Source organism: Candidatus Woesearchaeota archaeon, from assembly GCA_030651375.1.
Lineage (GTDB): Archaea > Nanobdellota > Nanobdellia > Woesearchaeales > UBA12501 > JAUSFM01.
Map to the genome: position 1 here is coordinate 80,101 of JAUSFM010000011.1, position 24,376 is coordinate 104,476.

35 protein-coding genes and 1 tRNA gene are annotated in these 24,376 nt (G+C 45.2%); 16 read left to right on the forward strand and 20 right to left on the reverse strand.

Annotated elements, in window-relative coordinates; translation table 11 throughout:
• The first annotated feature begins 46 nt into the window (after window positions 1-46).
• Complete coding sequence (gene rpsG, locus Q7R76_03820; protein MDO8642687.1) at window positions 47-646, forward strand: 30S ribosomal protein S7; 600 nt, start codon at window positions 47-49, stop codon at window positions 644-646.
• Window positions 647-714: 68 nt separating this feature from the next.
• Window positions 715-843, forward strand: coding sequence for a hypothetical protein (locus Q7R76_03825; GenBank protein ID MDO8642688.1), 129 nt, complete (start codon window positions 715-717; stop codon window positions 841-843).
• A gap of 111 nt (window positions 844-954) precedes the next feature.
• On the opposite strand, the gene Q7R76_03830 is transcribed toward Q7R76_03825, so the two are convergent.
• The 5 genes from Q7R76_03830 to Q7R76_03850 all read right to left on the reverse strand — a co-directional run bounded on the left by Q7R76_03830 (window position 955) and on the right by Q7R76_03850 (window position 3,025).
• Window positions 955-1,215: a hypothetical protein gene (locus Q7R76_03830; GenBank protein MDO8642689.1), complete on the reverse strand. Its 261-nt coding sequence runs from the start codon at window positions 1,213-1,215 to the stop codon at window positions 955-957.
• A gap of 6 nt (window positions 1,216-1,221) precedes the next feature.
• The gene (locus tag Q7R76_03835) at window positions 1,222-1,680 is read right to left on the reverse strand and encodes a hypothetical protein (GenBank protein ID MDO8642690.1); all 459 of its coding nucleotides are present in this window, start codon (window positions 1,678-1,680) and stop codon (window positions 1,222-1,224) included.
• Between the two features lie 135 nt (window positions 1,681-1,815).
• On the reverse strand, window positions 1,816-2,289 hold the full coding sequence (locus tag Q7R76_03840) for a hypothetical protein (GenBank protein MDO8642691.1): 474 nt from the start codon (window positions 2,287-2,289) through the stop codon (window positions 1,816-1,818).
• Window positions 2,290-2,349: 60 nt separating this feature from the next.
• Window positions 2,350-2,733 carry a hypothetical protein gene (locus Q7R76_03845; protein MDO8642692.1) on the reverse strand — a complete coding sequence of 128 codons (384 nt, stop codon included), beginning with the start codon at window positions 2,731-2,733 and terminating at the stop codon, window positions 2,350-2,352.
• A gap of 49 nt (window positions 2,734-2,782) precedes the next feature.
• On the reverse strand, window positions 2,783-3,025 hold the full coding sequence (locus Q7R76_03850) for a hypothetical protein (protein ID MDO8642693.1): 243 nt from the start codon (window positions 3,023-3,025) through the stop codon (window positions 2,783-2,785).
• Between the two features lie 119 nt (window positions 3,026-3,144).
• Here Q7R76_03850 and Q7R76_03855 point away from each other — a divergent pair, with 119 nt between their 5' ends.
• Together Q7R76_03855 and Q7R76_03860 are read left to right on the forward strand one after the other, a co-directional pair.
• Window positions 3,145-3,738: a nucleotidyltransferase domain-containing protein gene (locus Q7R76_03855; protein ID MDO8642694.1), complete on the forward strand. Its 594-nt coding sequence runs from the start codon at window positions 3,145-3,147 to the stop codon at window positions 3,736-3,738.
• Entirely contained in the window at window positions 3,719-3,970 is a 252-nt protein-coding gene (locus tag Q7R76_03860; protein ID MDO8642695.1) for a hypothetical protein, read from the forward strand. The genes Q7R76_03855 and Q7R76_03860 overlap by 20 nt, the downstream gene beginning before the upstream one ends.
• 158 nt (window positions 3,971-4,128) lie before the next feature.
• On the opposite strand, the gene Q7R76_03865 is transcribed toward Q7R76_03860, so the two are convergent.
• The 6 genes from Q7R76_03865 to Q7R76_03890 form a co-directional block, all read right to left on the reverse strand.
• Window positions 4,129-4,542: an HIT family protein gene (locus Q7R76_03865; protein ID MDO8642696.1), complete on the reverse strand. Its 414-nt coding sequence runs from the start codon at window positions 4,540-4,542 to the stop codon at window positions 4,129-4,131.
• A 13-nt stretch (window positions 4,543-4,555) separates the two neighbouring features.
• Window positions 4,556-5,764 (reverse strand): sugar phosphate nucleotidyltransferase, encoded by a 1,209-nt coding sequence (locus Q7R76_03870; GenBank protein MDO8642697.1) that lies wholly within the window; start codon window positions 5,762-5,764, stop codon window positions 4,556-4,558.
• Window positions 5,765-5,854: 90 nt separating this feature from the next.
• The gene (locus tag Q7R76_03875; protein MDO8642698.1) at window positions 5,855-6,187 is read right to left on the reverse strand and encodes a hypothetical protein; all 333 of its coding nucleotides are present in this window, start codon (window positions 6,185-6,187) and stop codon (window positions 5,855-5,857) included.
• A 36-nt stretch (window positions 6,188-6,223) separates the two neighbouring features.
• Complete coding sequence (locus tag Q7R76_03880; GenBank protein ID MDO8642699.1) at window positions 6,224-6,985, reverse strand: prolyl oligopeptidase family serine peptidase; 762 nt, start codon at window positions 6,983-6,985, stop codon at window positions 6,224-6,226.
• 169 nt (window positions 6,986-7,154) lie between these two features.
• Window positions 7,155-7,310 carry a hypothetical protein gene (locus tag Q7R76_03885; GenBank protein MDO8642700.1) on the reverse strand — a complete coding sequence of 52 codons (156 nt, stop codon included), beginning with the start codon at window positions 7,308-7,310 and terminating at the stop codon, window positions 7,155-7,157.
• Between the two features lie 230 nt (window positions 7,311-7,540).
• Window positions 7,541-7,612, reverse strand: a tRNA-Ala gene (locus tag Q7R76_03890).
• Between the two features lie 100 nt (window positions 7,613-7,712).
• Between Q7R76_03890 and Q7R76_03895 the strand changes: the two genes are divergently transcribed.
• From Q7R76_03895 to Q7R76_03905, 3 genes are all read left to right on the forward strand, one after another.
• Window positions 7,713-8,678: a PD-(D/E)XK nuclease family protein gene (locus tag Q7R76_03895; protein MDO8642701.1), complete on the forward strand. Its 966-nt coding sequence runs from the start codon at window positions 7,713-7,715 to the stop codon at window positions 8,676-8,678.
• A gap of 106 nt (window positions 8,679-8,784) precedes the next feature.
• Window positions 8,785-9,042, forward strand: coding sequence for a hypothetical protein (locus tag Q7R76_03900; protein MDO8642702.1), 258 nt, complete (start codon window positions 8,785-8,787; stop codon window positions 9,040-9,042).
• A 77-nt stretch (window positions 9,043-9,119) separates the two neighbouring features.
• Window positions 9,120-9,386, forward strand: coding sequence for a hypothetical protein (locus Q7R76_03905; protein ID MDO8642703.1), 267 nt, complete (start codon window positions 9,120-9,122; stop codon window positions 9,384-9,386).
• A gap of 18 nt (window positions 9,387-9,404) precedes the next feature.
• Here the strand turns inward: Q7R76_03905 and Q7R76_03910 are convergent, their stop codons facing one another.
• Entirely contained in the window at window positions 9,405-9,632 is a 228-nt protein-coding gene (locus tag Q7R76_03910) for a histone family protein (GenBank protein ID MDO8642704.1), read from the reverse strand.
• Window positions 9,633-9,704: 72 nt separating this feature from the next.
• On the opposite strand from Q7R76_03910, the gene Q7R76_03915 reads away from it, so the two are divergent.
• On the forward strand, window positions 9,705-11,435 hold the full coding sequence (locus Q7R76_03915; GenBank protein ID MDO8642705.1) for a glutamate--tRNA ligase: 1,731 nt from the start codon (window positions 9,705-9,707) through the stop codon (window positions 11,433-11,435).
• 19 nt (window positions 11,436-11,454) lie between these two features.
• Here the strand turns inward: Q7R76_03915 and Q7R76_03920 are convergent, their stop codons facing one another.
• Window positions 11,455-12,345, reverse strand: coding sequence for a DUF1385 domain-containing protein (locus Q7R76_03920; GenBank protein ID MDO8642706.1), 891 nt, complete (start codon window positions 12,343-12,345; stop codon window positions 11,455-11,457).
• 12 nt (window positions 12,346-12,357) lie between these two features.
• A complete protein-coding gene (locus tag Q7R76_03925) occupies window positions 12,358-12,573 on the reverse strand; it encodes a hypothetical protein (protein MDO8642707.1) in 216 nt (71 codons plus the stop codon).
• A 139-nt stretch (window positions 12,574-12,712) separates the two neighbouring features.
• Between Q7R76_03925 and Q7R76_03930 the strand changes: the two genes are divergently transcribed.
• The gene (locus tag Q7R76_03930) at window positions 12,713-13,075 is read left to right on the forward strand and encodes a hypothetical protein (GenBank protein MDO8642708.1); all 363 of its coding nucleotides are present in this window, start codon (window positions 12,713-12,715) and stop codon (window positions 13,073-13,075) included.
• 9 nt (window positions 13,076-13,084) lie between these two features.
• On the opposite strand, the gene Q7R76_03935 is transcribed toward Q7R76_03930, so the two are convergent.
• Window positions 13,085-13,717 (reverse strand): hypothetical protein, encoded by a 633-nt coding sequence (locus Q7R76_03935; GenBank protein MDO8642709.1) that lies wholly within the window; start codon window positions 13,715-13,717, stop codon window positions 13,085-13,087.
• A gap of 14 nt (window positions 13,718-13,731) precedes the next feature.
• Window positions 13,732-14,340, reverse strand: a complete 609-nt coding sequence (locus Q7R76_03940; GenBank protein ID MDO8642710.1) for a hypothetical protein — start codon at window positions 14,338-14,340, stop codon at window positions 13,732-13,734.
• A gap of 296 nt (window positions 14,341-14,636) precedes the next feature.
• On the opposite strand from Q7R76_03940, the gene Q7R76_03945 reads away from it, so the two are divergent.
• On the forward strand, window positions 14,637-15,239 hold the full coding sequence (locus Q7R76_03945) for an MjaI family restriction endonuclease (protein ID MDO8642711.1): 603 nt from the start codon (window positions 14,637-14,639) through the stop codon (window positions 15,237-15,239).
• Here Q7R76_03945 and Q7R76_03950 read toward each other — a convergent pair.
• Both Q7R76_03950 and Q7R76_03955 read right to left on the reverse strand, forming a co-directional pair.
• Window positions 15,231-16,268: a site-specific DNA-methyltransferase gene (locus tag Q7R76_03950; protein MDO8642712.1), complete on the reverse strand. Its 1,038-nt coding sequence runs from the start codon at window positions 16,266-16,268 to the stop codon at window positions 15,231-15,233. The genes Q7R76_03945 and Q7R76_03950 overlap by 9 nt on opposite strands.
• Window positions 16,265-16,420, reverse strand: a complete 156-nt coding sequence (locus Q7R76_03955) for a hypothetical protein (protein ID MDO8642713.1) — start codon at window positions 16,418-16,420, stop codon at window positions 16,265-16,267. The genes Q7R76_03950 and Q7R76_03955 overlap by 4 nt, the downstream gene beginning before the upstream one ends.
• Before the next feature lie 94 nt (window positions 16,421-16,514).
• Here Q7R76_03955 and Q7R76_03960 point away from each other — a divergent pair, with 94 nt between their 5' ends.
• Window positions 16,515-17,444, forward strand: coding sequence for a DDE-type integrase/transposase/recombinase (locus tag Q7R76_03960; protein MDO8642714.1), 930 nt, complete (start codon window positions 16,515-16,517; stop codon window positions 17,442-17,444).
• 84 nt (window positions 17,445-17,528) lie between these two features.
• Entirely contained in the window at window positions 17,529-18,374 is an 846-nt protein-coding gene (locus Q7R76_03965; protein MDO8642715.1) for a BRO family protein, read from the forward strand.
• 10 nt (window positions 18,375-18,384) lie between these two features.
• Here the strand turns inward: Q7R76_03965 and thsA are convergent, their stop codons facing one another.
• Window positions 18,385-20,010: a thermosome subunit alpha gene (thsA, locus tag Q7R76_03970; GenBank protein MDO8642716.1), complete on the reverse strand. Its 1,626-nt coding sequence runs from the start codon at window positions 20,008-20,010 to the stop codon at window positions 18,385-18,387.
• A 330-nt stretch (window positions 20,011-20,340) separates the two neighbouring features.
• On the opposite strand from thsA, the gene Q7R76_03975 reads away from it, so the two are divergent.
• The 4 genes from Q7R76_03975 to Q7R76_03990 all read left to right on the forward strand — a co-directional run bounded on the left by Q7R76_03975 (window position 20,341) and on the right by Q7R76_03990 (window position 23,686).
• Window positions 20,341-20,559 carry a hypothetical protein gene (locus Q7R76_03975; protein MDO8642717.1) on the forward strand — a complete coding sequence of 73 codons (219 nt, stop codon included), beginning with the start codon at window positions 20,341-20,343 and terminating at the stop codon, window positions 20,557-20,559.
• 41 nt (window positions 20,560-20,600) lie between these two features.
• The gene (locus tag Q7R76_03980) at window positions 20,601-22,007 is read left to right on the forward strand and encodes a hypothetical protein (protein MDO8642718.1); all 1,407 of its coding nucleotides are present in this window, start codon (window positions 20,601-20,603) and stop codon (window positions 22,005-22,007) included.
• A gap of 70 nt (window positions 22,008-22,077) precedes the next feature.
• Window positions 22,078-22,620 carry a nucleoside monophosphate kinase gene (locus Q7R76_03985; protein MDO8642719.1) on the forward strand — a complete coding sequence of 181 codons (543 nt, stop codon included), beginning with the start codon at window positions 22,078-22,080 and terminating at the stop codon, window positions 22,618-22,620.
• Between the two features lie 91 nt (window positions 22,621-22,711).
• Window positions 22,712-23,686 carry a bifunctional phosphoglucose/phosphomannose isomerase gene (locus Q7R76_03990; protein ID MDO8642720.1) on the forward strand — a complete coding sequence of 325 codons (975 nt, stop codon included), beginning with the start codon at window positions 22,712-22,714 and terminating at the stop codon, window positions 23,684-23,686.
• Here Q7R76_03990 and Q7R76_03995 read toward each other — a convergent pair.
• On the reverse strand, window positions 23,664-24,344 hold the full coding sequence (locus Q7R76_03995) for a hypothetical protein (protein ID MDO8642721.1): 681 nt from the start codon (window positions 24,342-24,344) through the stop codon (window positions 23,664-23,666). The two genes, Q7R76_03990 and Q7R76_03995, sit on opposite strands and share 23 nt — an antisense overlap.
• Window positions 24,345-24,376 lie beyond the last annotated feature (32 nt).

The following is a 24,376-nucleotide window of genomic DNA, read 5'->3' on the forward strand; positions in this document are numbered from 1 at the left end:
GCTGAAAACCGTTATCTTTATAAACCCCCTCTTTGTCAAGATACCTATGGTAGAGATATTGGCATTCAACAAATGGCCCACCACGGGCATCACTGTGGAAGACCCCGGCCTCAAAGAGTATATATCACTCCAGCCGCGCGTTGTCCCGCGAAGCGCCGGCAGATATATGGGATTCCGTTTCTACAAATCAAAAGTCTTTATCGTCGAGCGGTTCATGAACAAGCTCACGGTTTCCGGCCACAAGTCAAAGAAGCATTTCAAATCGTCCGGCCGGCTCACGGGAAAATACGCAACAGCGTCAAACCTGATGAAGCACACGCTGGAAAAAGTTGAGCAGCGCACGGGCAAGAATCCTATTGAAGTGCTGGTCAAGGCGATTGAAAACGCCGCGCCGCGCGAAGAAACAATCACGATTGAATATGGTGGAGCACGCTATCCGAAGGCGGTTGAATGCTCGCCCCAGCGTCGCGTTGATTTTGCACTGCGCATATTTGCCCAGGGCTCGTTCCACCGCAGCTTCAACACCAAAAAGTCTATGGTTGACTCGCTCACTGACGAGATTGTGAACGCGTACAACATGAGCGGCCAGTCAATCGCGATTACCAAGAAGCTCGAACTTGAGCGGCAAGCAGATTCAAGCAGGTAAGTATATATTCTATATCCGGAATTTTATTAAGAGCAGATAGTGTACCATTCCCCCTTAGGGGGTGCGCTATGGCAAAGGGAAAAAAAGAAGATGTAATGAAGGACATGAGAAACAGCAACGACTATGATTTTGTAGAGGAATCAAAGGAGCACGACTTCACTGATCGGCGCTATTACGACTTTGATGAAGTGTATTAAGCAAAAAGAGTAAACAAAAAAGAAAACGTACGCAGTAAGCAAACGGTTCTCTGAATGAGAAAACAGCAAAAGAAAAAGAGATAAAAAAAGAAAGGTATAAAAAAAATAAATTTATTCTGCTGCAAGATATTTCAGGCACTCATTTCTGCCGCTGTACAGCACCACACACTCACAGTAGCGCGCCGCTTTTCCTTGGTCGCCACCTGCTTCTTCCATGTGGTCATTTGTACAGGTATCAATACGCTCCATCGTGCTCTGACTCACGGTCGCTGCACCTTGTCCTACCGGCGATTTTCCTGCCTGTGAGAACATCATGCTAAGACTAAGCAGTGCAACGATTGCAACAATCGTTAACAGGTATCTTGATTCCATGTTTGTTCACCTCGTTTGTCTCCTTCTGAAATAAAGGAATAAGCCACCAATGCCGACCACGACAACGGCGCTGAGCGGAAAGCCTGCAACGGTTGTTCCGCCGACGTCAGATTCAGCATCTGCACCTACATCAGCAACTGCTGCGCCGGTCGGTAGGGCGAGGCGCTTGGCGTATGCATCTTTGTTCTCGCACGCAGAAACCATTTTTGACCGGAGCATGGTGCATCGTGCCTTGTTAGGAACTTTCTGCACGCCTGAACCACTGATGGTTTCGCCACAGAGCTCGTTGTAGTTCTGTACTTCTTTGTCACAGTTCGAACTCCATCGTTCGTATAATGAATTAGTATCGAGAAGGCCCCGGTCAATTCTGATCAGGTTGCCGGTAATGCTGCCACCAAACAAGCCAACTAAGCCAACACTGGCTATAATAAGTACGAGAAGCAATCCAAAGCGTTGTTCATCCATGGTATCACACTCTTTTAATTGAATACCTAAACAGAGGTGTTTCTGTTTATAAAGTTTGTTTTTTTGGAGGGATGAACGAAGAAAAAAGAAAAGACAGAATAAAAATACATAAAAATAAAAGAGGAAAGAAAAAGATTAAGCGCAGAGGATATCAGCGCCGCCGATGTTCCGGCAGTCAGAATCTGCACAGCCAGACGTTCCATCGTTATCTTTATCATTCTTCCAGAGACCTTTGCGCGGTGCATGTGTATCTATTATGCAACGACCGCCGGTTGCAGTTACACATGAAGCCTGTAAAGCATAGCCGCCTGCATCACCGCCGGTGCAACTCGTGCTGTCTTCTGATGGCCGCAATGGAGAAGTTGGTTGGGGTTGGCGAACCGGAGAAGTCGGTGCTGGACGAACTTCCGGTGCATCTGTTGGACCAGTGTATGCTATTTTTGGAAGCGCATCCGCGTAGGCGACATTGCCTGAAATGTCAGTCATGCCATTGCTTGCTGCGCTGAAAAAGCCCGAGTTTGAAAGCCCAATTACGGCAACAACCCCAACAATAATAAGAAGAGTACGCGCAAAGCGCCCATCGTTTCGTTCATCTCGACGTTCAGCCATGAAATCACCTTTTTTAAAATAGAACGATACAGAGAAGGGGAATATATAAAGTTTATTGACTTATTCACAAATCAAGGTGGTCACATTGCGGGCAAGCAGGTACTGCCAGCATCCCTCCGGCCTGCGAGTGTCAGAGCAAAATCCCTGTGTTGCATTGGAGTGATACGCAAGGCAAAAGCCGAGGCAAGAATCTTCTTGAAAACAGGGGCTGCCTGCATCAGCGAGAGGCCGGGGATTGGGAGCTTGAGGTCTGATGTCGGTGGGTGGTGATGGATGTTGATACCGTACTGGCACAACCTGAGGTACAGAAGGAACAAATTCTTCATAGCCAACCGCAACTTCCTGATAGGTTGGAACAACATGGACAAAACTGAGATTTTTCGGCGGTGCAGAGCATGCGGTGAGAAAGAAAGTAAGGAACATAATGTATACTGCTTTGTTCATGCTGCCACCCGGTGGATCTGGTATGTAAAAATAAAAATGGTTGAACGAGTTAGTTAAGGGTACGGAACCGCTGCACATTCGTCGCGCGTTTCGTGCCGGAAAAGCGAACCATATCGCCGACATTGAGTTTGGAGGTGGAGAGGTAGGGTATCGGGTCACCGCCGATGGGTTTGAGCATGCCTTCATAGCGTTTTGTATAGACGCGATGGTTGGAGTCAGTAAATTGTGGCGCGCCAGAACCAGTTGCGACCAGCCGCCGGGTAAGAATTGTTCCTCGAGTTACTACAGGCATACTATCACCAAATAAGATTAAGAATGTGGGATTTAAAATGATTGTGGTTTTGGAAAAAGAAAAGAGAAAAAAAAGAAGCCTTTAAATATAAGTTCATCTAATGAACTGATTAGTTCACCATGAGAACCAATATAGCGTCCTATGTGCTTGAATCGGAGAACCGAAGGGAGATAGTAAAAACGCTATTTGAATATCCCCAGCGGCAGTGGAGTTGTTCTGCACTTGAAGAAACAACGGCCATGCCGCACGCAACGGTTTTTAGGACACTGCGGGGACTCACACACCATGGATTGCTCAAGAGCTTTAAAATAAACAAGAAAGATATCCTCTACGAACTGGTACAAGAATCCCCACTCCGAGAAGAATTACAGCACATCTTGAATTTGGAACAACGAGTAGCACGAAAAATTGCTGCACGATTTGTAGCAAAGATACAGCCAAAATCAAGCGTTAGCATTATTTTATATGGCTCAAGCGTACAAGGAACGATAACACCCGAGAGTGATATTGATATCCTTGTCGTGCTCGAAAAACACAACCAACAACAAGAAGAAGAGATACATCGTGCTGCAGCACAGATTTCTTCAGGAGTAAACAAAACAGTTGCGGTAACTATAATGACCAAACGGGAAATACAGCATGAAAAAAACAGCCAGTTCCTCACGGCAGTACAAAAACAGATGGAGGTGCTTTATGGAAAAACACCATTTTGAGCAGGCAAAATTATGGCTTGAAGGCGCCTGCCACATAGCCAACCATACCACCCAGCAAAATGATAAATATGCAGTAGCTATAGCAATGGCAATTCATGCGATTATTAAAGCAAACGATGCGCTCACGTTCAAATATATGAATATAACGGCGCGGCGCCATGATGATGCACGCCGATTATTTGAAGACCTTATTAAAAAAAAACCTGATAAAATCAGAATATGCCCAATATAAACAAATAATTCAGGATGCGATTGTAGACAAAGCAAAAGCGGAATATCGCGGGGCTTTTTTCAGTAAGAAAGATTTTGAGGAAATGAAACGAAAAGCGGAAAAGTTTATTCTGATGGTTGAAAAGACAATCTGAATTTAAAAAAAATAAATATCTGTGTTTACTTAAGGCATCCCACAATCCGTTTTTGTATCTCATCCTGCTGGCCTTCGCTGTATTTTCTGCCGGGCCACAGCTTGAGGCCGTCCCGCTCAAACCGTGGCACGAGGTGGATGTGGCTGTGGAACACAATTTGACCGGCGGCTTTCTCGTTGTTCATCGTGAGATTCACGCCGCCGGCGTTTGTCGCTTTTTTGATGGCAGTTGCAACTTTTTGTGCTGCCTGAAAAACGTGGATGATGTCATCGGCAGGCATATCAAACAAATTAACGCTGTGGTGTTTCGGCACGACGAGCGTATGCCCTGGATGCACGGGATTGATGTCTAAGAAGGCAATAACGTGGGAGTCTTCGTAGACTTTTGAGCCGGGAATTTTTCCGGCGATAATTTTGCAAAAAATACAGTCGTCTGCCATAGCGATCACCCATTCAGTTTTGTTCAATATCCTTTGTCACTTCCTGTCCCGGCATGGTGCTCTGGTGGGGGCAGATTTTTCTGCCAGGATAAATGAGTGTGCGGATGCCGAGCTTGACGTTGTCGCCGATAATTGTGCCGAGCTTTTCCTTGCCCGTGTCAACGAGTTCTCCTTTGAGGCTTGTGCGAATGAGCCCTTTATCGTGGCGCAGGTTGGCCGTAATGGTGCCGGCGCCGACATTAATGTTCTCGCCGAGGATGGAGTCGCCAATATAAGCGAGGTGCGGCACGTGAGTGTTGTTCATCACAATGCTGTTTTTGATTTCAACTTCAAATCCGATTTTGCAGTTGTCGCCGATGCTGGTGTTCGGCCGCAGGTAGCAGTTTGGGCCGATGGTGCAGTTTTCTCCGATGACCACCGGGCCTTCGATGTAGGAGTTTGATTTAATGACCGTGCCTTTGCCAAGAGAAACAATGCCCTTGACCGTGACGTTGGACTCGATGGTTCCTTCATTTTTTTGTTTGAGGTTTTCAAGAAGATATTTGTTCGCGTCCAACAAGCTCCACGCAAACGGAATCGGCACCCACTGCACTGCCTCAACGCAGACAACATCGTGCTCCTGCGCCCATGCAGTAAGATAGTCAACAATTTCAACTTCGCCGCGGTGCGATGGTTTGATGTCGAGAGAAAAAATCTCGGGATTGAGTTTGTAGCAGCCGATGTTTGCGAGATCGCCGACAAATTCTTTGGGCTTTTCGATAATTTTTTTCAGCACATGCTTATTTTTTTTATCTTCAGCAATCACAATGCCGAACTGGTCGGGCTGGGCAACTTTTTTGACGAGAAACGCACAGTCATGTTTCAGCAGTTTTTTCATATCATCGGCAAAATACAAATCATCGCCATGCAGCAGCAAAAAGGGCTCATGAATTTTTGATTTGGCCTGTGCTAGGGCATGGCCGGTGCCCTTTTGTTCTTTTTGCTCAACAAATGAAATGGCAAAATGAAAGAGGTGCTTGTTTTTTTCAACCCAATCCCCAATCATTTCTTTTTTATAGCCGACCACCAAAATGACTTCGTCGATTTCTTTTAATTGTGCAAGCTGTTCAAGCGCATGCTGGAGCAGCGGCTTGTTTGCCACCGTCAACAGCGGCTTGGGCCGCGTGAGCGTCAGCGGATAGCACCGCGTTGCCTTGCCTGCACAGAGGATAACTGCTTTCATGACTTATTGGCAGAAAAAAGAGGTATTTAAGGTTGTTGGTTTAGAACGGGAAAAAAGAGAAAAACAAAAAGAAAAGAGAAGAAAAAGGTATCAGCAGAGCGGCATGTCAGCATGGAAGCTGTTGCAACTCGGATCTGAACAGCCAACCGAGCCATCACGGTCAAGGTCACGATGGTACAGGTCGGTACGAGGATCTCGTTCGCAGAGGCCTCTCCATTCACGTTCACATTCGCTGTCAAGTTCAAAGACACGCATTGCGCAGGATTCAGCTGTTTCGCGCGGTGCCGGCGCTTGGTAATGGCTTTTTTTGCTTTTCTTGGAAGCGAATCCAGTTATATCCAACGAACCAGTACTTAACAAGCCAACAACGGCAACAACTGCAATAATCAAAAAGATATTTCTTGCAAAAGTACGCTCTTCCATAGGTATCACCTTTTTTATATGAATTGTAGTTGATAATTAGGTCCCCAATAGTTTATTAATCCAGTCAGCCATTAATTGGATGACATACATTTTTTGTTCCGGGTCAGAAAAGTAATGGTCAGCGCCTTCAATTAATTCGAGGTGTGCATTTTTTGCATTTTGAAACAGTGTGCGCGCATCCTCAACAGGACAGCGTTTGTCATTAGTTCCTTGAATGATGAGAATCGGTTCCTTGTCGTCTTTTATCTCGTCAATGACGTCGTATTTTACCAAGTCTTTGTAGAAATCTTTGTGCAGGTTGACGCCATTGATCGTTATCCAACTGGTCTTGAGCCACTCTTTGAGATCGTACTCGTTGATGAACGACATGATAAACGCTTTCGTATCAACACGCACATTGAGCAGGATGGTGCCGTCAACTTCTTCATGGTCAGCGAGCAGGCAGGCAACACCGCCGAGGTCATGGCCGAGCAGAATCATTCGGCGCGTATCAACCTGCGGCACGGTTTTTAGAAACTCAACCGCGTCACGAATATCTTCGGTTTGCTGGGTGAGCGTCATCTCTTCTTCACCCTCTTTGCTCACATCATTTTCAATGGTAAAATCAAAGCGGAACGTCACAAAGCCGTAGTACGACAGCCCGTTGGCAATGTCCGCAATCAAGCCATTATCTTTGTTTTCGAGAAAGCCGTGGCAAATCAGCACGGCGGGAAACTTGGCGTCTTCTCGCGGAATGCGCAGTGTTCCGGGAAAGATTTTACCCCCTTTAGATTGGAATGAAACATCCTGCTGAATCAACAGACACCTCTTTTTGAGACTAAATTGATTAGATGCTTTTTATAGTTTGTGAAAATCGAGCGTTATTCGAATACGAGAGTTTTTTGAATGTGCTGTAAAAAAACTTAAACAGCCAATACGAAACGGGTTTTGCAAGACATACAAAAACGTGCAAGAATACATACGAGGTTCACACGCTCTGTTTTTCCCGCGCGGCGAAAACGTGGCGCCACGTTTTCGCCTCTGATGGAATGAATGAAAGTGCCGCTGCATCGTTATCTTGCTTCAACAGTTTACTCTCTTGCCGTTCCCGTTCGTGATAGTAGCGTATGTAGAAAAATGCCACTTGTCATAGACCACCACGTTCGACCGTAAACCGGAATGGACCAGTCGGAAACAATCTTTTGCTGCGCAAAAGCTTGTATCTTGCGGGGTGGGCTTCGCGTTGCTCAGCCCACCGAACAAGTTGTGTGTCAAATGTGTGCCGTTTGCGCGAAGCGCTGTTTCCGCCTCCGGCGGAAACGTTCGTCGTGTACAACAGCTTTTTTGCGTTAGCAAAAAAGATGTTGGTGGCTATGGACCAGTCGGGATTTGAACCCGAAGCCTCCGCAGAGCCACTGCGGCGCTCTACCGTTGAGCTACTGGCCCGATGGGGAGAATAAAAAAGTGCCCCTTTATTAATTTATGCTTACACCTTCCGCGCGCCGTCACATAAAATTTATAAACGCTTTAGGGTGACGAAAGAAAAATGGTGATGGATGAAAAAGGAGTAGTAGAGATACCAGTAGAAATACCGGTTCTTAATCAGGAATTCGCGCTCAAGCCTGAAATCATCCAAAACATCCCAAAAAAATCGCTCAAGGAAATCGCCAGCAGAGTCCAATCACCATCATCAATTCTCACGTACAAGCAGTGCCCGCGAAAATATTTTTACCAGTACATTGCGAAACTGCCGACGAAAGAAAATATCCACCTTGTGCGCGGAAAAATAACCCACGAAGTGCTCGAGCGGTTTTTTGTTATTCCCCTCGACGAGATAAGCGATGAGAATTATGTTGAGCATTTTACGTATTATGTAAAAAATTTGTTCAACGCGCTCTGGACCAAGGAGCGCCCCTCCATTATCAAGCTCGGGCTGACCGAGGACCAGATTGTGTTTTATTATGAAGAGACTATTATGATGCTGGCGAACTGGCTCAACCAATTCCTGCTTCGGCTCCGGGAAGAAATGCAGACCAAAGGCGTACGGGAAAGCTTTGCGGCAATCAAGCCCGTTGCTATGGAACAAGGGTTGAACAGCGAACTCCATATGGTACGGGGCTTTATTGATTACATCGAAGAATATATTGATTCAACGACACCTGTGGGTGAAAAAAAAGTCCGCTTGATGGATTACAAAACCAGCAAATCATCCGAGCTCACGGACAACTACCGCCTCCAACTTGCAATCTACGCGCTGTTGTACGAAGAAACCTACGGAAAAAAGCCGAACAAGGTGGGGCTGTGGTTCCTGAAAAATGGCAAGGAAGTCTGTGTACATGTTGATGATGAGCTTATACAGCTTGCAAAGTTTGAGATTGAGCAAATCCATTTCAACACCCAAACAAAAAAGCTTGATGATTATCCGATGAAGCCCAGCCCGCTCTGCAAGTGGTCCACTGGCCAGTGTGATTTCTTTGAGCAATGCTTTCCGAATGGAAAACGGAGATGGTGAGTATATACATTATATACCAACTCTATATATACACGAATAGCTTGTGCTACACTTTGCGTTTGATGGGGGCGGGATAGGACAGCCCCAGGTGATGCGAGGTGTGTGCGTGCTGAGCGTTGAAGAAAGATGCAGAGTACAAGTACATGAACGTTCTGAATTAGCTACTGCAATACGGCAGGCGAGTCGTTCGGGAGGAACGATAGAAGTAGATCGGCACCTTGGACTGTGTAGAGATGATGTCTCTTGGTATGCCATGCGCGCTGGATTGTACAGCCCAAAAACAGGCTACCGTGGCCCGCCAGTTGACGTCGAAACCCGCGGTGGCGTGGTGCGGAGTATAACGTATCATGGCCAGGGACAATAACGATTCTGTTAGTATAATAACGTCAGGTTAATATGGTTCTTTTATTCTTCTAAAATTTCCAACCAAGGAGGTTAGATATGCCCCCGTATGAACCACAAACATCCGTACCCAAAAATAGAGAGTATGGTGCGTGGATAAATATGGATGTGTGCCAAAGGGCAGGAATCCCAACGGGAAGTTATGACATCACACCCGCGTTTGAAGACTTGAACCCAAAGAATCAGAGAATTGTTGCTGAATACATCGCCTTACAAGGAGGGAATATAGTTACTGCAGCCGGCCTCACCGCGTTTGTAGAAGAGCAGCGGATCCCTGTTGCTGGCATCGAAGCACACACTCGATAATTTCTTTATTTTTTCTTTTTACTTCTTCATCGAACTTGCCGCCAGTTTAATATCAGCATCAATAACAGTCTTTCTGCCGGCGTGTTTCGCATTGACAATGGCCTGCTTCCCAACATCTTCAGCATAACTCTCAAGAATTTCAGTGCAGGCATCAATCGCATCCTGGCTCACCCGGCTTGCGCCTGCCTTAAGAATCATGCGCCCGACCGGCGCCTTGGGAATGATGGCTGCTTGTTTTTGACCCATGAAACAACATGAGCATGCAGCGTTTATAAAAGTTTTGATTAACTTTAAATAGCCGCAAAAAAGCCAGACACTGTGAACACCCTCATCGAGCGCACCATCAGAAATTTTGCCCTCCAAAACGCCATCCGGTACAACGGCAAAGCAAACCCGGGCAATGTCATCAGCAAGGTGCTCGGAGAATTTTCTGAAATGGCAAAGGACAAGAAGGATATGCCGATTCTCATCGAGCGGGTCAAGCTCATCGTCAACGAAATCAACGGGCTCTCGGTTGAACAGCAAACAAAAGAACTCGAACACCACGCGCCGGAACTGCTTGAAAAAAAGATTGAAAAAAAAGAACTCCGGCCGCTGCACAACGCAGTGCAGGGAAAAGTTATTATGCGATTTGAGCCATCGCCATCTGGACCACTGCACGTCGGCCACGCCTACGCGCTCATGCTTAATTATGCTTACTGCAAGGAATACAGCGGCAAACTTATTCTCCGGCTCGCTGACACCAACCCTGAAAATATTGACTCGCAGGCATACGACATGATTCCAGAGGATTTCAAATGGCTCTGCCCAGACGTGACGCATGAAATCCACGTGCAATCCGAGCGCATGGAAACGTACTACCTCTACGCGCTGCGGCTCATTGAAGAAGGCCACGCCTACGTCTGCACCTGCTCAACTGAAAGTTTTGCCGAACTGAAACTGCAAACAGAAGCGTGCCCGTGCCGGAACCTCTCGACCAAAGAAAACGAGCACCGCTGGAAAAAAATGTTCGACCCCGAAGGATTCAAAGAAGGCGACGCAGCCGTACGGCTCAAGACTGACATCCGCCACAAGAATCCTGCCATGCGTGACTTTCCCCTCCTGCGAATCAACGACAACCCACATCCGCGGCAAGGGAAAAAATACCGAGTCTGGCCGCTGATGAACTTCGCTGTTGCCATCGACGACCATGAGATGGGCATGACGCACGTGCTGCGCGGCAAGGACCACTATGACAACACCCAGCGCCAGAAATATGTGTTTGACTATTTTAAATGGAGCATTCCTGAATACATCCACCTCGGCAGAATTAATTTTGCGGGACTGCGGCTCTCAACGAGCGAAACGCGGCTCGCCATTGAAAAAGGTGACTATGCCGGCTGGGACGATGTACGCATTCCCTTCCTGCGCGCGCTGCGCCGAAGAGGATATCAGCCTGAGGCATTCAAAAAATATGCGTTGAGCGTCGGCGCAACGCTTGTTGACAAAACCGTCGACGCTGGTGAATTTTTCAAGTCAATCAATTCATTCAACAAGGATGTTATTGACGCAGCGTCATGGCGGCTGTTTTTTATTCGCGACCCGGTTGAAATAAAAGTCGAGAACGCGCCGAAACAAACGATAGAGTTGGATCTTCACCCCCAACACAAGGAGGGCGGCAGAATGTTCCAGGTACATGACCGATTTTTTGTGCCGCCTGATGATTACGAAAAAATCAGCCACCTGCCCGACGGCACACTCATACGGCTGATGGACTGCCTCAACTGTGCGGTGAAAAAAGAAAGCGACAAAACAACGTTTGTTTTTGACGGACTTGATTATGAAAAATACAAACAGAGCGGAAAACTCATTATTCATTGGCTACCCGCGGAAAAAGAGCTCGTCACGGTACAGGTGCTTATGCCTGATGGCACGACCATTATTGGTGTCGGCGAACAAAAAATCAATGAACTGGAAGCCGGCGCCATTGTCCAGCTGGAGCGCGTCGGATTTTGCCGGCTTGAGAAACGAGAAAAAGATACTGCGGTTTTCTGTTATGGGCATCGATAGATAGAAATTAGAAAAACGATTACACCGCCGCCTTCAGCGCTTTAATTGCCACTTCAACCATGTCGTTAGTGGGTTCTTTTGTCGTTATTTTCTGCATCAGCAGACCGGGCCACGTGACGATGCGCATGAGCGGATGGTCAAGGTGCTTGGCGCTGAATTTTAAGATTTCATAGGACAGCCCGGCGACCAGTGGCAGCAGGAGCAGCCGCAGACCAAGTTTGGCAGCAAATGAAACTGTTTTTGGGATGAAGGAATACATCAGCACACTGATGATAAGCACGATGATGATAAAACTCGTGCCGCAGCGCGGATGCTCGGGAGGATGTTTTTGCACATTTGCCACAGTGAGTTTTTTCAGATTTCCCTTAAAATGTTCGTAGCAGTGCACGGCTTTATGTTCAGCTCCGTGGTACATGAAGAGCCGCTTGACATCCGCCATAAACGAGATACTGTAGAGATAGACCATAAAAATGATAATGCGCATGCCGCCGTCGATAAGGTTGAAAAGAAGATAATTATTTTTGACCGCAACAAAAAGAGTAGTCATGAGCTGGGCAATAAGCAGAGGAACAACTTTAAACAGCAGAATGACCAAACCAAATGAGAATACCAAACTCAACGCCATGTTCCACACGGTCAGCTCTTCTTCTTCGCCCAAGGCAATGTTGGCAGAATGGTGCAGGGCGCGAACGCCTGTAATGAGCATTTCAGCCATGGTTGCGACGCCGCGAACCACCGGAAGCCCAAGCAGGCGGTGGCGCTTGGTGTACGGCACAACGCGTTCGATTTTGAGAATAATTTTTTTATTTGGCGCGCGAACCGCAATGGCCATTTTGTTGCTCGAGCGAATAAGTACGCCCTCAATGACTGCTTGTCCGCCAGCAGTGATGAGTTCAGGTTGCTGCGCCATGGTTATTCAGAGTTATTCATGTTTTTTCATGATGGTCAAAAGGGTGTAAATCACAATGCCCAGCACAACAAAGATGATGAATGGTGATGACGAAAGAGATGAGGGCGTTGAAACAGCAGTAACGCTCGCGCCGGTGATCGGCGTGTTGGAAGTAAAGAGATAAAAAATGCCGAGAAACAGGACGCTTGCCGCGACAAACACGACGAGTTTCTGAACATCAGATGCCATGCGCGATTGCACGGCGCGATGCTATAAATAGTTTTTGTTTTATTCCCGTCAACAACAATATTTATAAACCATGATGGCACAAACCGGTTTACGTGTGAACGCACACGACAAAAAAAGTCAGAAAAGTGAGGGGTGTACTATGAGTGACCTTATTGTGGTAAAAGCAACCATCAAAGATGTTGTCGGAAAGGTCAACGTCGCCGGAGATTTCGCTGAAGCGCTCGACAAAAAAGCGCGCGAGCTTCTCAAGGATGCCGTTGCGCGAAGTAAGGACAACAAGCGCAGTACGGTCATGCCCAAGGATCTTCCGTATTATTACTGCTGCGGCAACGCAAAAGATATGCTCGCCGTGCGCTCAAAGATTAAGGAAGTCTGCAAGGACTGCAATGTTGCCGGCGATTTGGCAGAAGGGATGAACAATGTGCTGAATCACTTTGTCAGGCAGGCAGTTGCGCGGGCGCAGGAGAACAAGCGCAATACGGTGATGGCAAAAGATTTATGAGAATTAGAATTATGAAGCAGCATATTTCTTTTTTACTTCTTTTAATTTTTTCTGATACTGGCGAATGAGTTTCTCCGCACTACGCAGCTGCGTTTGGTCGGTTGATTTTTTTTTCGAGAGCTGGCGCGCATACACTTCAACCGCACCAAGCTGCTGTTCAACCTGCGCAATGATGCGCTGCTGCAGTGTCGGCTCGATAATTGCCGGCAACTGCGCAGGAGAAGGAAGCGGGAGCATGACCGGTACTGTAGGTGTTGGAAATTCGTGTTGGAGTGTGGCAACGTCACGTTTTTTCTCGACTGACGCGGGAACCTGCATTGTCTGGAATGGCATCTCCATGGTGCGAAGAATTTTGTTTTCCTGCTCTTGAATCGTGCTGATGTATTTTTCCTGATTCAGCGCGAGGTTGATTTTTCTTTGCAATTCGTTCAGCTCGCCGCGAAGAAGCTGTGGGCTGGGCTGGTGCATAAGCACGTCTTTTTGAAATGAGTAAATCTGGTGTGGAATTTCTTTTAGGTGCTTGCCGGTGCCCTGCTGACGTGGATTGTTGCGGTTCTTCGCCGCACGGATAAATGCTTTCAGAAAACGCCGTACCATAAACGGAGAGACACGGTGTTCTCGGAACTGTAGAGAGTGTTCCATGGTACGACTGATGCTTATTTTTTCCTTTCCAGCGGACTGAAGCCAAACATCGTCCCGCTGCCCGGCGGCATCGGCCGGCCCATCGCGACTTTTGGCGGTGACATGAATCCAGACTCCATGCCCATTCCCATGCCGGGAGGTGGAGGGAAATCAGCTGGAGGAACATCTGCAGGCATCAGCGGGCGCATGCGGTCAGACGGCGGCATCGGCCCGGGAGGCAGGGGAAAAGAACGATTGCCCATGCTGAGCTTTTCCAGCTTTGCGCCCTGGTCCTTGAGCATATCAGCGATGGCAATGATGCCGCGCGCGATTTTTTTGTTTTGTTCGAGGAGCATATCCAGCTTTTCAGCAACCGGCCCCATCTGTTGTTGTACAACAGTAACATCGTGTTGCTCGGTTTGAATGTCATCCGCTGCAGTTTTGAAAAGTCCGGTCAGGTCAGTGAGATTTCTGTTGAGCGCGCGCATGCTTTCAACAAGCTCTTTTCCAGAAGGAACAGAAGCAAATGGATTTTGTTTTATCTGGTCAACTTTTTGCTCAAGCTCAATCAAGCGCTTGTGCGGAACAATGTCATAATCTTCTTCCTGCTCATTGGCGGATTTTTCCGGCACCTTGACTGGCATGGCGCACCTCTTTTTCTGATTCTTTTTAGCTTAGTAGGTTTATAAAGTTTATGAAAAAAACTCATGCCGCTGCAACTTGACCAAAAACAAACCTGTACCACTGGACACCCTTTTCTTAGGTGTTGTTCGCTCTATGCCGGAAACTTTCCGACTTGCAATCACATTGGACTGTTGTTTTTCTCCGGAAAATTTCCGGCAGTGCCCCGCCTTCACTGGACACTGGACAAACACCCGCGTACATTGGTGAGTTAGCGGTTGGTGGAAAGAGTTTTAAATAGGGACTCATTAACTCTTATATGAATAAAAAAGAGGGTATTATGTTCAAGATTAAGAATAATGAACTTATCGTTGAAATCTCGGGAGAAGCTAAGATATTTCCAAAGTATACTACTCAAATAATTAATCTTGCTAATCAAAACTCACAAGGAACTCGCCCAAAAGTTGTAGGGCAGTTATCTGAACTTATACAGAAATGTCCTCATAAAGAGTATTCTAAATGGAAAGAGTGGTATTTGCAACAACAACCAAAGGCAATAGACAACGCAACTGAAAAGGTTTTTGCTATGGTTGAAGAATTTAAGAAGACTATTAATCAAATTGATAAAGCAATGGTTAGGTTATGGATTAGAGATTTAGTAATTGATAAAACCTTTATTGGTCTGAAATTCCAAGAAGCTATTTTAAAGAGGGTTGCTAAAATGAAAAATACTACTTATCGCTTATCTAATCCGCAAGAAGAAAGCAAAGGTATTGATGGTTATATCGGAAAAGAGCCAGTTTCTATAAAACCAATAACTTACAAAACTAAGAATATGTTAAATGAGAAAATAGATGTTAAGTTTATTTTCTATGATAAAAAGAAAGATGGAATTAATGTTGATATTTCACAATTAGAATAAATGTTCTGCTTCAAATAAATTTTCGTCTTTCTTATTTACACTCTTTATTTTAGGGACTTGCAAGTTTATTTCTTGCCTTGTTACAATTGGGAAATTATAGAATTTGTTAATATATTTTGTTTCACCTTTTTCTTTGACTCTTTTTTCTATAAATTCTTTATGGTTATTTATTCTTTCTTCTATAAAGCTATTTAATTGAATTGCGCTATTTATTTTATCTTCTATCATTTCATTAAAGGTGTTATCTATTTCTACACCAATACTATTTCTTGCAGAAGCAACAGCTCCAATAGTAGTTGTTCCTGTTCCTAAAAAGGGGTCTAAAACAATATCTCCTTGAACAGAAAACATATTTATTAATCGGTAAGCTAATTCAAAAGGGTAAGCTCCACTTCTTTCTCTTGTTGCCGAATTTTCTAATTTTTGATGAGTTCCTTTAATATCTTTCCATTTATCAGAAAACCAAATATTTCTTTCTTCCCAAAAGAACGCACTTCTCTGTCTATTTTCTTTATGTTCTGGTCTCTTAAATTCCCTTTTATCTTGTTTTCTTAAAACTAAGATATGCTCATGTTCTAAAGTTACATATGCCCCAACAGGTAACATTCCAGAACCCATAAACTTATCAGGTTTATTTGTTTCCTTAACCCATAATATTTCTGGTAAAGCATGAAAACCTAAAGACAAACAATAGTTCAATATTCTTGCATGGCTCATATAAATCTGAAATTTTTCAGAAATACTTCTTGTTGCATCTCCAATATTTATACAAGCAATTCCGCCGACTTTTAGAGTTCTATAAACTTCTTTCCAAACCTTATCCAATTCTTTATTCATCAATTCAAAAGCAAGTTCTCCATTTCCATTATTAAGAGCAGTTGTTATTTCAGGGTTTTGTTTTCCAAATATTTCATCCCACATTTGAATCATAGGATAGGGTGGAGAAGTTATCATTAAATCCACGCTTTGATTAGAAATTTTGCCCATATCTCTTGCATCACCGAAAATTATTTGATGTCGTGTTTTCATTTGTTATCCTCTTTTATAATAATTTTTGGTTTATCCCAATATGGAGATTTACAAGAGGGGCAAACAACAGGAGCATCTTCACTTCTCGTTATCCATTCGTGCTTACATCTTTCGCATTTACACTCATAAACCGTGATTTCTTTCTTACCCATATATATCTAATGAATGTCTTACTTTAAATACTTTACTATAATCATAGAGCATAACCGAAAGGTTTAAATAGATATATACCTATAGTATATTACTATGGTAGATACAATACAACAAACAAGAGATACCGACGATAAAAAGATAATTTGTCCTCAATGCAAAAGTGAGAATGTAATTAAATGGTGCAAAAGAAAGACAGAGAATAGAGGCAACATTCAGAGATACAAATGTAAGGATTGCAATAAATATTTTACAATAGATGACGGATTTTTTAGAATGAGAAATGCACCCCAAAAGGTAACCTGTGCTATTGACTTGTTCTATAGAGGAGTAAGCACAAGGAAAGTCCAAGAACACTTTAAAGCGTTTTATCCTCATAATGCAGACCATACCTCAATTTTAAGATGGATTACAAAATACTCTTTAATGATTTCTAAGTTTACAAATAAATTAAAATTGAATGTTGGTGCAGAAGTTCAGATTGATGAGGTTGAATATCACAGAAGAAAATCACATAAACAAAAATTAGGGGTAGATAAAAATTGGTTTATTGATTCTATTTGTCCTCAAACAAAATTTATGGTCGCTTCTAAATATGTTAAATCAAGAGGAATGGAAGAACTTAAACAAGTAATAAAGGATATTAAAACAAAAACAGATGTTCAAGTTAAAGTAATAACTACAGATGGACTTCTTGCTTATCCAAACGCAATAAAAAAGGTTTATGGCTTTTCAAATAAAACTCATAGTCTTAATGTTTTCCACAATAAAGTTAATGCTTCAAATGGAGAAGGATTTAATTATCCTATAGAAAGACTACATAACAATTTAAGAGCCAGAACTAAAACTTTTAGAGGATTTCACGGCTCTGTTAGTTCTGCAAATGCAATATTGAAAGGTTGGGAGATATACTATAACTTCATTACAAAGCATCAAACCATCAATAAATGCCCTTATGAATTGGCTACTGATTTAAAACTTAATTCAGAAAATAAATGGTTGGAGTTGATTAGAATGTCAGTTTAATTTTTTGGGTTGAATTACCAACCTTTAATGCACCAATGTAACACCCGCGTGAGGTTTATATAGTACCGCTTCCACCAATAGAGTATGGATCAAAAAACTGCTTTGGTCGTGTTTGAGGGGAATAATATTCGAAGACTGTTCCACAAGAACGAATGGTACTTCTCAATTATAGATATTGTAAAAATTTTAACTGATAGCTCGGTACCAAAAAGATACTGGTCTGATCTTAAAACTAAGCTTCAAGGAGAAGGTTTTGAAGCGTACGATAAAATCGTACAGTTGAAATTACCATCAGAAGATAGTAAACTACGAGAAACCGACTGTGCGAATACTGACACTATGTTCCGCATCATCCAATCCATCCCCTCCCCTAAAGCAGAGCCATTCAAACGCTGGCTTGCCAAAGTCGGCTACGAGCGCATTCAGGAAATTGAAAACCCTGAACTGGGCCAAGACCGCATTAAAAAATATTATGAACTGAAGGGTTATCCGAAAGATTGGATTGAGAAGCGACTGCGGGGCATTGCTATTCGCCAAGAGCTCACCGATGAATGGAAAAATCGGGGCGTCGGGCAGGAAAGAGAATTTGCCATCCTCACCAACGAAATAACGCAGGCAACCTTTGGGAAAACAGTGCAGGAATACAAGGAATTCAAAAACCTCGACAAGAAAAATCAGAACCTACGCGACCACATGACTGATTGGGAATTGATTCTCACGATGGTTGGAGAGAAAGCAACAACTGACATAACTACGTCACGAGACGCACAAGGGCTGGAAGAATGTACAACCACAGCTAGAGAAGGAGGAGATATCGCCAAAAATACGCGATTGGAGCTCGAACAAAAAATTGGCAAGCCCTTAGTTTCTAAAAAGAATTATGTGCAGTTGCAGGAAAAAAACAAGAAAAAGATGATTGAAGAAAAATAAAAAGAAATAATCACATATCCATTCCTGGCATGCCACCCTGTGGCATTCTGCCGCCGCCGGATTTCGAGCCAGCGATAACATCGTCAATGCGCAAAATAAGGATGGCGACTTCTGATGCGGAACTCAATGCCTGCGTCTTGATTTTCAAGGGTTCGAGCACGCCATCGGCCCACGCATCAAAGACTTTGCCTGTGTCAACGTTTACGCCTGCCCATTTCTTGCCCTTGTCATGCGCTGATTTTAATTCAGTGAGCACGTCAATCGGGTCAAGGCCTGCATTTTCTGCGAGCGTGCGTGGGATGATTTCCATGGCTTTGGCAAATGCAAGCACCGCAAGCTGTTCACGCCCAGAAAGCGAGTCAGCAAACTGGCGCAGTCCTCGTGAAACTTCGATTTCTGCGGCGCCGGCGCCGGCGACAATTTTTTTGTTTTTAAGCGCGCTGATAACGCCGCCAACGGCATCGTCCAGTGCGCGCTTGACCTCGTCAACAATATGGTCACTGCCTCCCTTGACGAGCATAGTGACGGATTTCGGGTTGCTGCATTCCTTGATGTAGGTTAATTCTTCATCGCCAATCTTGACTTCTTCGACCAGTCCAGCACTGCCCAAATCACCGGGTGAAAGGTCATCAAGACTCGTTACGATGGACGCGCCGGTGGCGCGTGCAATCGCTTCAATGTCTGATTTCTTGACGCGCCGTGCGGCGAAGATTCCTTTCTTTGCAAGGAAGTGCTGCGCAAGGTCGTCAATGCCTTTCTGGCAGAACACAACCGTTGCGCCGGACGCTGCAATTTTGTTGACCATGTTCGTCAGCATTTTTTCTTCCTGGTCAAGGAATCCCTGCAGCTGGTTTGGGTCGGTAATTTCAATTTTTGCGTCAATTTCTGTTGTTTTGATTTCAATGGCAGAGTCAATCAGCGCAATCTTTGCCTGCTTCACCTGTCGGGGCATCTGCGGATGCACGCGCTCTTTTTCGAGCACAATGCCGCGGACAAGTTCCGTGTCTTCAACACTGCCGCCCACTTTCTTTTCGATTTTAATATTTTCAGCGCTTACTTCAGTGATGCCGTCTTTTTTCTCCATGACCTGCATAACGGCTTGCACCGTGAGGTCAGACAATTTTTCTTTCGATGCTTCTGCGCCTTTGCCAGTCATGGCAGTCATTGCAATTTTTTTCAGGGTGACAATGTCATTTTCAGTGACGTCTTCAGCGAGCTGATTGAGAATGGCGAGCGCTTTTTCAGCAGCAATGCGGTATCCTCGCGACAGAACTGATGGATGGATATTTTGATCGAGAAGGTCTTCTGCCTGTTTCAGCAGTTCACCAGCAAGAACAACCGCAGTGGTGGTGCCGTCGCCCACTTCTTTTTCCTGCGTTTTCGCAATTTCAACCAGCATTTTTGCAGCTGGATGCTCAACCTGCATTTCATTCAGAATTGTGACGCCGTCGTTGGTGATGGTAATGTCGCCGAGACTGTCCACAATCATCTTGTCCATGCCCTTCGGGCCGAGTGTGGTTCTGACGGTCTCGCTCACCAGCTTGGCAGCGGCGATGTTATTTTTCTGGGCATTCCTGCCGGTGGTTCGCTGTGTTCCTTCCGGAAGGATAAAGATAGGTTGGATTTGTTGGTTCATGGACGCACCCCGCTTTTTGTGTTCGTATGAGACCAACAAAGCGGGAGCTATTTAAAGGTTACGGAGGGGGTTTAAAAATGGTTTAAAAGGTGGGAAGGAAAAAGACAAACAAGGAGAAAATGGAAACATAAACAAAAGATTTATAATAGTTAAAATGGTTAAATGCGTAAAAAGAGGTCACTATGGCTAAGAACAACTTATTTTTTGGTATCACACTAGTTCTCGTGACCTGTGCACTTTTTTTACTAGCAAACATCACTGTTCAGGCGTACCTCGCCCCTATTCCTGATGTCGGCCAAGCAGTATGTGCATGGCGCAACCCGATGCCAAATGGGCCTCGCTGTGATGAATCGTACCAGAGATGCGCTCCGGGTTGTCCTCCATTTGAAACAAGTCAAACTGGAGAAAGCAGCAGTGGATCATCCTCACCAATCTCTTCACCAAGTTATTCTCCGCCTTCTGAAAAATCAGAATCAGGCAACCCGTGCCAAAACAGCCGTCTCCTCTCTTGTGCTAACAGCTGCCGAGGCGTTAAGACTAACAGAATAAAAGCATGCTTCGCGATGTGCGTATCCAGTGATAGCAGCGCAATGAAAGCACTTAACAGATGCGCAAAAAAAGCAGTCGTCAAACAACAAAAAAGAGCGGATGTTCGTGCCGCTCGTGAATCTCACCAACAGGCACGCGACGAAGCCCGCAGAACAGGCAGAACAACAAGCGTAAATGCCGGACCAACTACACCAGAAGCTGAAGAGCCGTTTGATTTTATAGTGATGGTAAGCCCATCGCCGCAGAAAACACAGGCAGGGGCAGCAGCAAAATACGCGGTTCAGGTCTTGCCGAAGGGAAAGGGAAAACCAAAATCAGTACTGCTTGCATTAGGAGGCACGGGCGTCTTTGACCTGGTAAAAAGCAAGCGCGCGTACTGGAACTTTGCCGGCAGCCAAACCACTGAAGGCACGCCGCCGTTTAGAACAACTCTTACGATTACGACGACCGACTCAAGCATTCCCGGCGATTATCCTCTTGCAGTGCGCGGCACCGGCGGCACGCTGACGCGTACCGGTGACTTTGACCTTGAGATTCTTGCGACTGATAAGCCATTGCCGACGAAACAACCGGCAGAGAAACCAGCGGAATGGTCCGCCGTCGAGAAAAAGCTCAAAAAAGACCCAGGCAGAGATTACACACCAGGCGAAGACTTCGGGAAACCGCTCACTAAAGAAGAGTTCTTAGTTTACCTGCGCAAACTTGAAGACGAAAATAAAGACATGAGTTGGAAAACACTCACTGCATACTTGCACGCACGGGCATATGACTCTCCTAAAAAAAAGGATCTCGAGAGAACACTAGGGAAAACACTAAAGACGCATCCAGAATTAGAGAATATTCCGTTCTTAAAGGAGTCTGTTTTCAATACTCCGCTGTTTATTCATGTTCCTGAGACTAACAAATGGAAAGATGTTAAGGATAATGAGGTAGGTGAACTGTATGGAAGAATTATCATTGACGATGATAAAGAGAATGTAGACCTCGGCCATAGCTACGCAGGACTTCGCTCAGATATAGGCAGGTCTCCTGGTGCAGTAGGTGTCGGAGTAAAACTAGGACTTCCGGGAGCAGGTATACTACCAACACTCCAACCACAAGAGGTTATGCGATCACAAGAAATTATGCAGATGGTGAACACGGATGCAGGAGACTTTTACCAAGTTATTGGCCAGGTTCTCGATGACTACAAAAAAAACGAATTCACCAGAGGATACACCAACGAAAAATCGGTGAACGGTTTGAAACAGAACTTAAATGCCTTGGAAAACAATTTGAATGCTTTGAAAAACAGCTGGGATAAAGCAAAGAAGGAATGGGCACCTGAGCAACAACTTCGAGGCAATGCTATTGGACACAAGCTTTCACGATATTATCAAGATCCAAAAAATGCAAACAAGAAACTTTCTGAAGCGTACGCTGATATCTTTGCGTCCAAGAAGAAATAATCTGATGTGAAGACGCCTCACCCTAAATAAAAAAGCAACATTAATAAAATCAATTCTCCAGAACAGATAGATGATTATCACTATCTCCGGCAGGCCGGGCAGCGGCAAGAGCGTCGTGGCAAAGACGCTCGCAAAAAAGTTGAAGCTGACGCATTATTCTACCGGCGATTTCATGCGCGCGCTGGCAAAGAAGCGCGGCGTGTCGTTGATTGAGTTGAGTGAAGAAGCAAAGAGTGACAAGGGAAAGATTGACCGCCAGCTTGATGCGTACCAGAAAAAGCTGGGCAGAACAAAAAAGAATTTTATCATTGATGCGCGGCTTGGCTTTCATTTTATTCCTCGCTCAATAAAAATATTTCTTGATGTTGAGCCGAAGATTGCTGCACAGCGGATTGTCAAACAGCATCGCGGGGGGGTTGAAAAAATAACCACACTTGCTCAAGCAACCCGCGAACTCGCAAAGCGAACGCAACTTGAGCGCGAACGGTATAAAAAATATTATGGAATTGATTATATGGACAAGCGCCAGTATGATCTTCTTGTTGACACCACAGCCATGCCTGCTGTAGTGGTGGCGAAAAAGATTCTGCTGTTTTTGAAGAAAAAACAGTAACATACCTATTGAAAAATAACTATTTCAACCTATACCCCCTTTCCAGACAATATTTATAAGCCGTTTGCGCTTTCTCCACACCGGTGGTGGCATGGCGAAAGTAGATGTATCTAATATGCTCGGTGTTCTCAACGCGTTTTCGCAGCAGTGCGAAGATGCCTTGGCTCTCGGAACCCACATAAAGATAAAGCCGCCTATCAACGCAATTGTGGTATGCGGCATGGGTGGCAGTGCGCTGGGCGCTGAAATTCTGAAATCCTACCTTAACGACAAGCTTCCTTTTTTTATTGTGCGTGATTACACGATTCCAGTATGGGCCAACAAGAATACACTGATGTTTATGGTGTCCTATTCAGGCAACACTGAAGAAGTTCTGTCGTGCTATGCCGAAGCAAGAAAACGCCAGTGCACGGTGGTGTGCATTGTAAGCGATGGCAAGCTCCGCGAGCTGGCAACACGTGATAGTGTGCCAGTCATTGATGTGCCTCGCGGCATGATGCCACGAGACTCGCTGGGCTTCCAAAGCATTCCCGTACTGAACGTGCTTATCGGCTCTGGCATGCTTCCACCGGCAAATGAGCTGAACAGCCTCGTACGCATCATGAAACAGGACGTGCGTGAAAAAGCGGTGCAAATTGCCGAGCGCATAGCAAATAAAATTCCCATCATTTACTCGTCAGAAAAAATGGCGTGCTACGCAAAAATCTGGAAGGCAAAGATTAATGAGAATGCAAAAGTGCAGGCATTTGCAAACGTGTTTCCCGAGCTGAACCACAACGAGATGGTCGGCTTCACGAACACGCTCGGCGATTATTATATGATTATTATTGAGGATGCGGAAGACCATGAGCGTGTCAAGAAGCGCATGCAGATAACCAAGGAGTTTATGCAGGAGCGCGGCATTCCGGTGTTGTTATTGAAAGTTACGGGCCAGAATCGGCTCGCCCGGATTTTCTCGACGATAATGCTCGGCAGTTTTGTCGGATATTATCTGGCAATGGAGTACAACGTCGACCCGACACCAATTACCATGGTCGAGGATTTCAAAAAGAAGATGCGGGCGTGAGCGTGGTATATGTTTCGTGAGTTTCTTTGAGCCGCCGGAAAAGAGAGTCGATATACACTTCACGGTCTCTGCCATCGCAATTTGGATTATAATACTTTGGAACTGGAGAGAAAAAGGAGGCAACAACTTCTTGTTTCACCCGCTGTTCAATATCTGCAAGGCGTTTTTGCTGTTCTCCCGGCTTTGCTGAAAAACGGCGCTGGACGCCGCGAACACCTGAGCGAAAACCAGGAGAACGATACGCAAGCCCATCAAGCAATTTCATCAGTGTTGAAAAACTATTCGTTGTAACGGGCTGATTGCGGTGCCTGAAGTCAGCTGCGCCATAGTATTTTGCCAGAATTTCATCAGGGTTCATGCGTTCCATAACTTCAGGCGCAAGCGCGATGGCGTGCATGCCGTGAAAGAGAGATTCTAAAACTGGATAACCAAATCGTTCGATGTCGCTTCTTCGTATGCCGAATTGGGGAGGTACCGATGGAGCAAGGGTGGTGAAATGCGCTTTGGCAACGCGTTCAGCAAGGCCTTGTTCATACAGAAAATCATCTTCAGGACGGATTCCTTGTGCGTCACAAAGACGAACATAGGCTACGGCATCACGGTCTCCAAGTGCACGCGCCCGCGCCGCATCATCGAGATGGAGTTGGGATAAAGGCATAAAGGAAGAATATTGTTGGGATATATAAACCC

Bases quoted from the DNA above. Each gene is read 5' to 3' on its own strand.
- Q7R76_03840 (MDO8642691.1), bottom strand. From the start codon at position 2,289: ATGGCTGAACGTCGAGATGAACGAAACGATGGGCGCTTTGCGCGTACT.
- Q7R76_03965 (MDO8642715.1), top strand. From the start codon at position 17,529: ATGGATCAAAAAACTGCTTTGGTCGTGTTTGAGGGGAATAATATTCGA.
- Q7R76_03910 (MDO8642704.1), bottom strand. From the start codon at position 9,632: ATGGGTCAAAAACAAGCAGCCATCATTCCCAAGGCGCCGGTCGGGCGC.
- Q7R76_03875 (MDO8642698.1), bottom strand. From the start codon at position 6,187: ATGGAAGAGCGTACTTTTGCAAGAAATATCTTTTTGATTATTGCAGTT.
- thsA (MDO8642716.1), bottom strand. From the start codon at position 20,010: ATGAACCAACAAATCCAACCTATCTTTATCCTTCCGGAAGGAACACAG.
- Q7R76_03940 (MDO8642710.1), bottom strand. From the start codon at position 14,340: ATGCCAGTCAAGGTGCCGGAAAAATCCGCCAATGAGCAGGAAGAAGAT.
- Q7R76_03935 (MDO8642709.1), bottom strand. From the start codon at position 13,717: ATGGAACACTCTCTACAGTTCCGAGAACACCGTGTCTCTCCGTTTATG.
- Q7R76_03835 (MDO8642690.1), bottom strand. From the start codon at position 1,680: ATGGATGAACAACGCTTTGGATTGCTTCTCGTACTTATTATAGCCAGT.
- Q7R76_03920 (MDO8642706.1), bottom strand. From the start codon at position 12,345: ATGGCGCAGCAACCTGAACTCATCACTGCTGGCGGACAAGCAGTCATT.
- Q7R76_03985 (MDO8642719.1), top strand. From the start codon at position 22,078: ATGATTATCACTATCTCCGGCAGGCCGGGCAGCGGCAAGAGCGTCGTG.
- rpsG (MDO8642687.1), top strand. From the start codon at position 47: ATGGTAGAGATATTGGCATTCAACAAATGGCCCACCACGGGCATCACT.
- Q7R76_03830 (MDO8642689.1), bottom strand. From the start codon at position 1,215: ATGGAATCAAGATACCTGTTAACGATTGTTGCAATCGTTGCACTGCTT.
- Q7R76_03990 (MDO8642720.1), top strand. From the start codon at position 22,712: ATGGCGAAAGTAGATGTATCTAATATGCTCGGTGTTCTCAACGCGTTT.
- Q7R76_03960 (MDO8642714.1), top strand. From the start codon at position 16,515: ATGGTAGATACAATACAACAAACAAGAGATACCGACGATAAAAAGATA.
- Q7R76_03865 (MDO8642696.1), bottom strand. From the start codon at position 4,542: ATGGCAGACGACTGTATTTTTTGCAAAATTATCGCCGGAAAAATTCCC.
- Q7R76_03870 (MDO8642697.1), bottom strand. From the start codon at position 5,764: ATGAAAGCAGTTATCCTCTGTGCAGGCAAGGCAACGCGGTGCTATCCG.
- Q7R76_03980 (MDO8642718.1), top strand. From the start codon at position 20,601: ATGAAAGCACTTAACAGATGCGCAAAAAAAGCAGTCGTCAAACAACAA.
- Q7R76_03860 (MDO8642695.1), top strand. From the start codon at position 3,719: ATGGAAAAACACCATTTTGAGCAGGCAAAATTATGGCTTGAAGGCGCC.
- Q7R76_03950 (MDO8642712.1), bottom strand. From the start codon at position 16,268: ATGAAAACACGACATCAAATAATTTTCGGTGATGCAAGAGATATGGGC.
- Q7R76_03895 (MDO8642701.1), top strand. From the start codon at position 7,713: ATGGTGATGGATGAAAAAGGAGTAGTAGAGATACCAGTAGAAATACCG.
- Q7R76_03930 (MDO8642708.1), top strand. From the start codon at position 12,713: ATGAGTGACCTTATTGTGGTAAAAGCAACCATCAAAGATGTTGTCGGA.
- Q7R76_03905 (MDO8642703.1), top strand. From the start codon at position 9,120: ATGCCCCCGTATGAACCACAAACATCCGTACCCAAAAATAGAGAGTAT.
- Q7R76_03975 (MDO8642717.1), top strand. From the start codon at position 20,341: ATGGGCCTCGCTGTGATGAATCGTACCAGAGATGCGCTCCGGGTTGTC.
- Q7R76_03850 (MDO8642693.1), bottom strand. From the start codon at position 3,025: ATGCCTGTAGTAACTCGAGGAACAATTCTTACCCGGCGGCTGGTCGCA.
- Q7R76_03995 (MDO8642721.1), bottom strand. From the start codon at position 24,344: ATGCCTTTATCCCAACTCCATCTCGATGATGCGGCGCGGGCGCGTGCA.
- Q7R76_03845 (MDO8642692.1), bottom strand. From the start codon at position 2,733: ATGAACAAAGCAGTATACATTATGTTCCTTACTTTCTTTCTCACCGCA.
- Q7R76_03925 (MDO8642707.1), bottom strand. From the start codon at position 12,573: ATGGCATCTGATGTTCAGAAACTCGTCGTGTTTGTCGCGGCAAGCGTC.
- Q7R76_03825 (MDO8642688.1), top strand. From the start codon at position 715: ATGGCAAAGGGAAAAAAAGAAGATGTAATGAAGGACATGAGAAACAGC.
- Q7R76_03955 (MDO8642713.1), bottom strand. From the start codon at position 16,420: ATGGGTAAGAAAGAAATCACGGTTTATGAGTGTAAATGCGAAAGATGT.
- Q7R76_03945 (MDO8642711.1), top strand. From the start codon at position 14,637: ATGAATAAAAAAGAGGGTATTATGTTCAAGATTAAGAATAATGAACTT.
- Q7R76_03855 (MDO8642694.1), top strand. From the start codon at position 3,145: ATGAGAACCAATATAGCGTCCTATGTGCTTGAATCGGAGAACCGAAGG.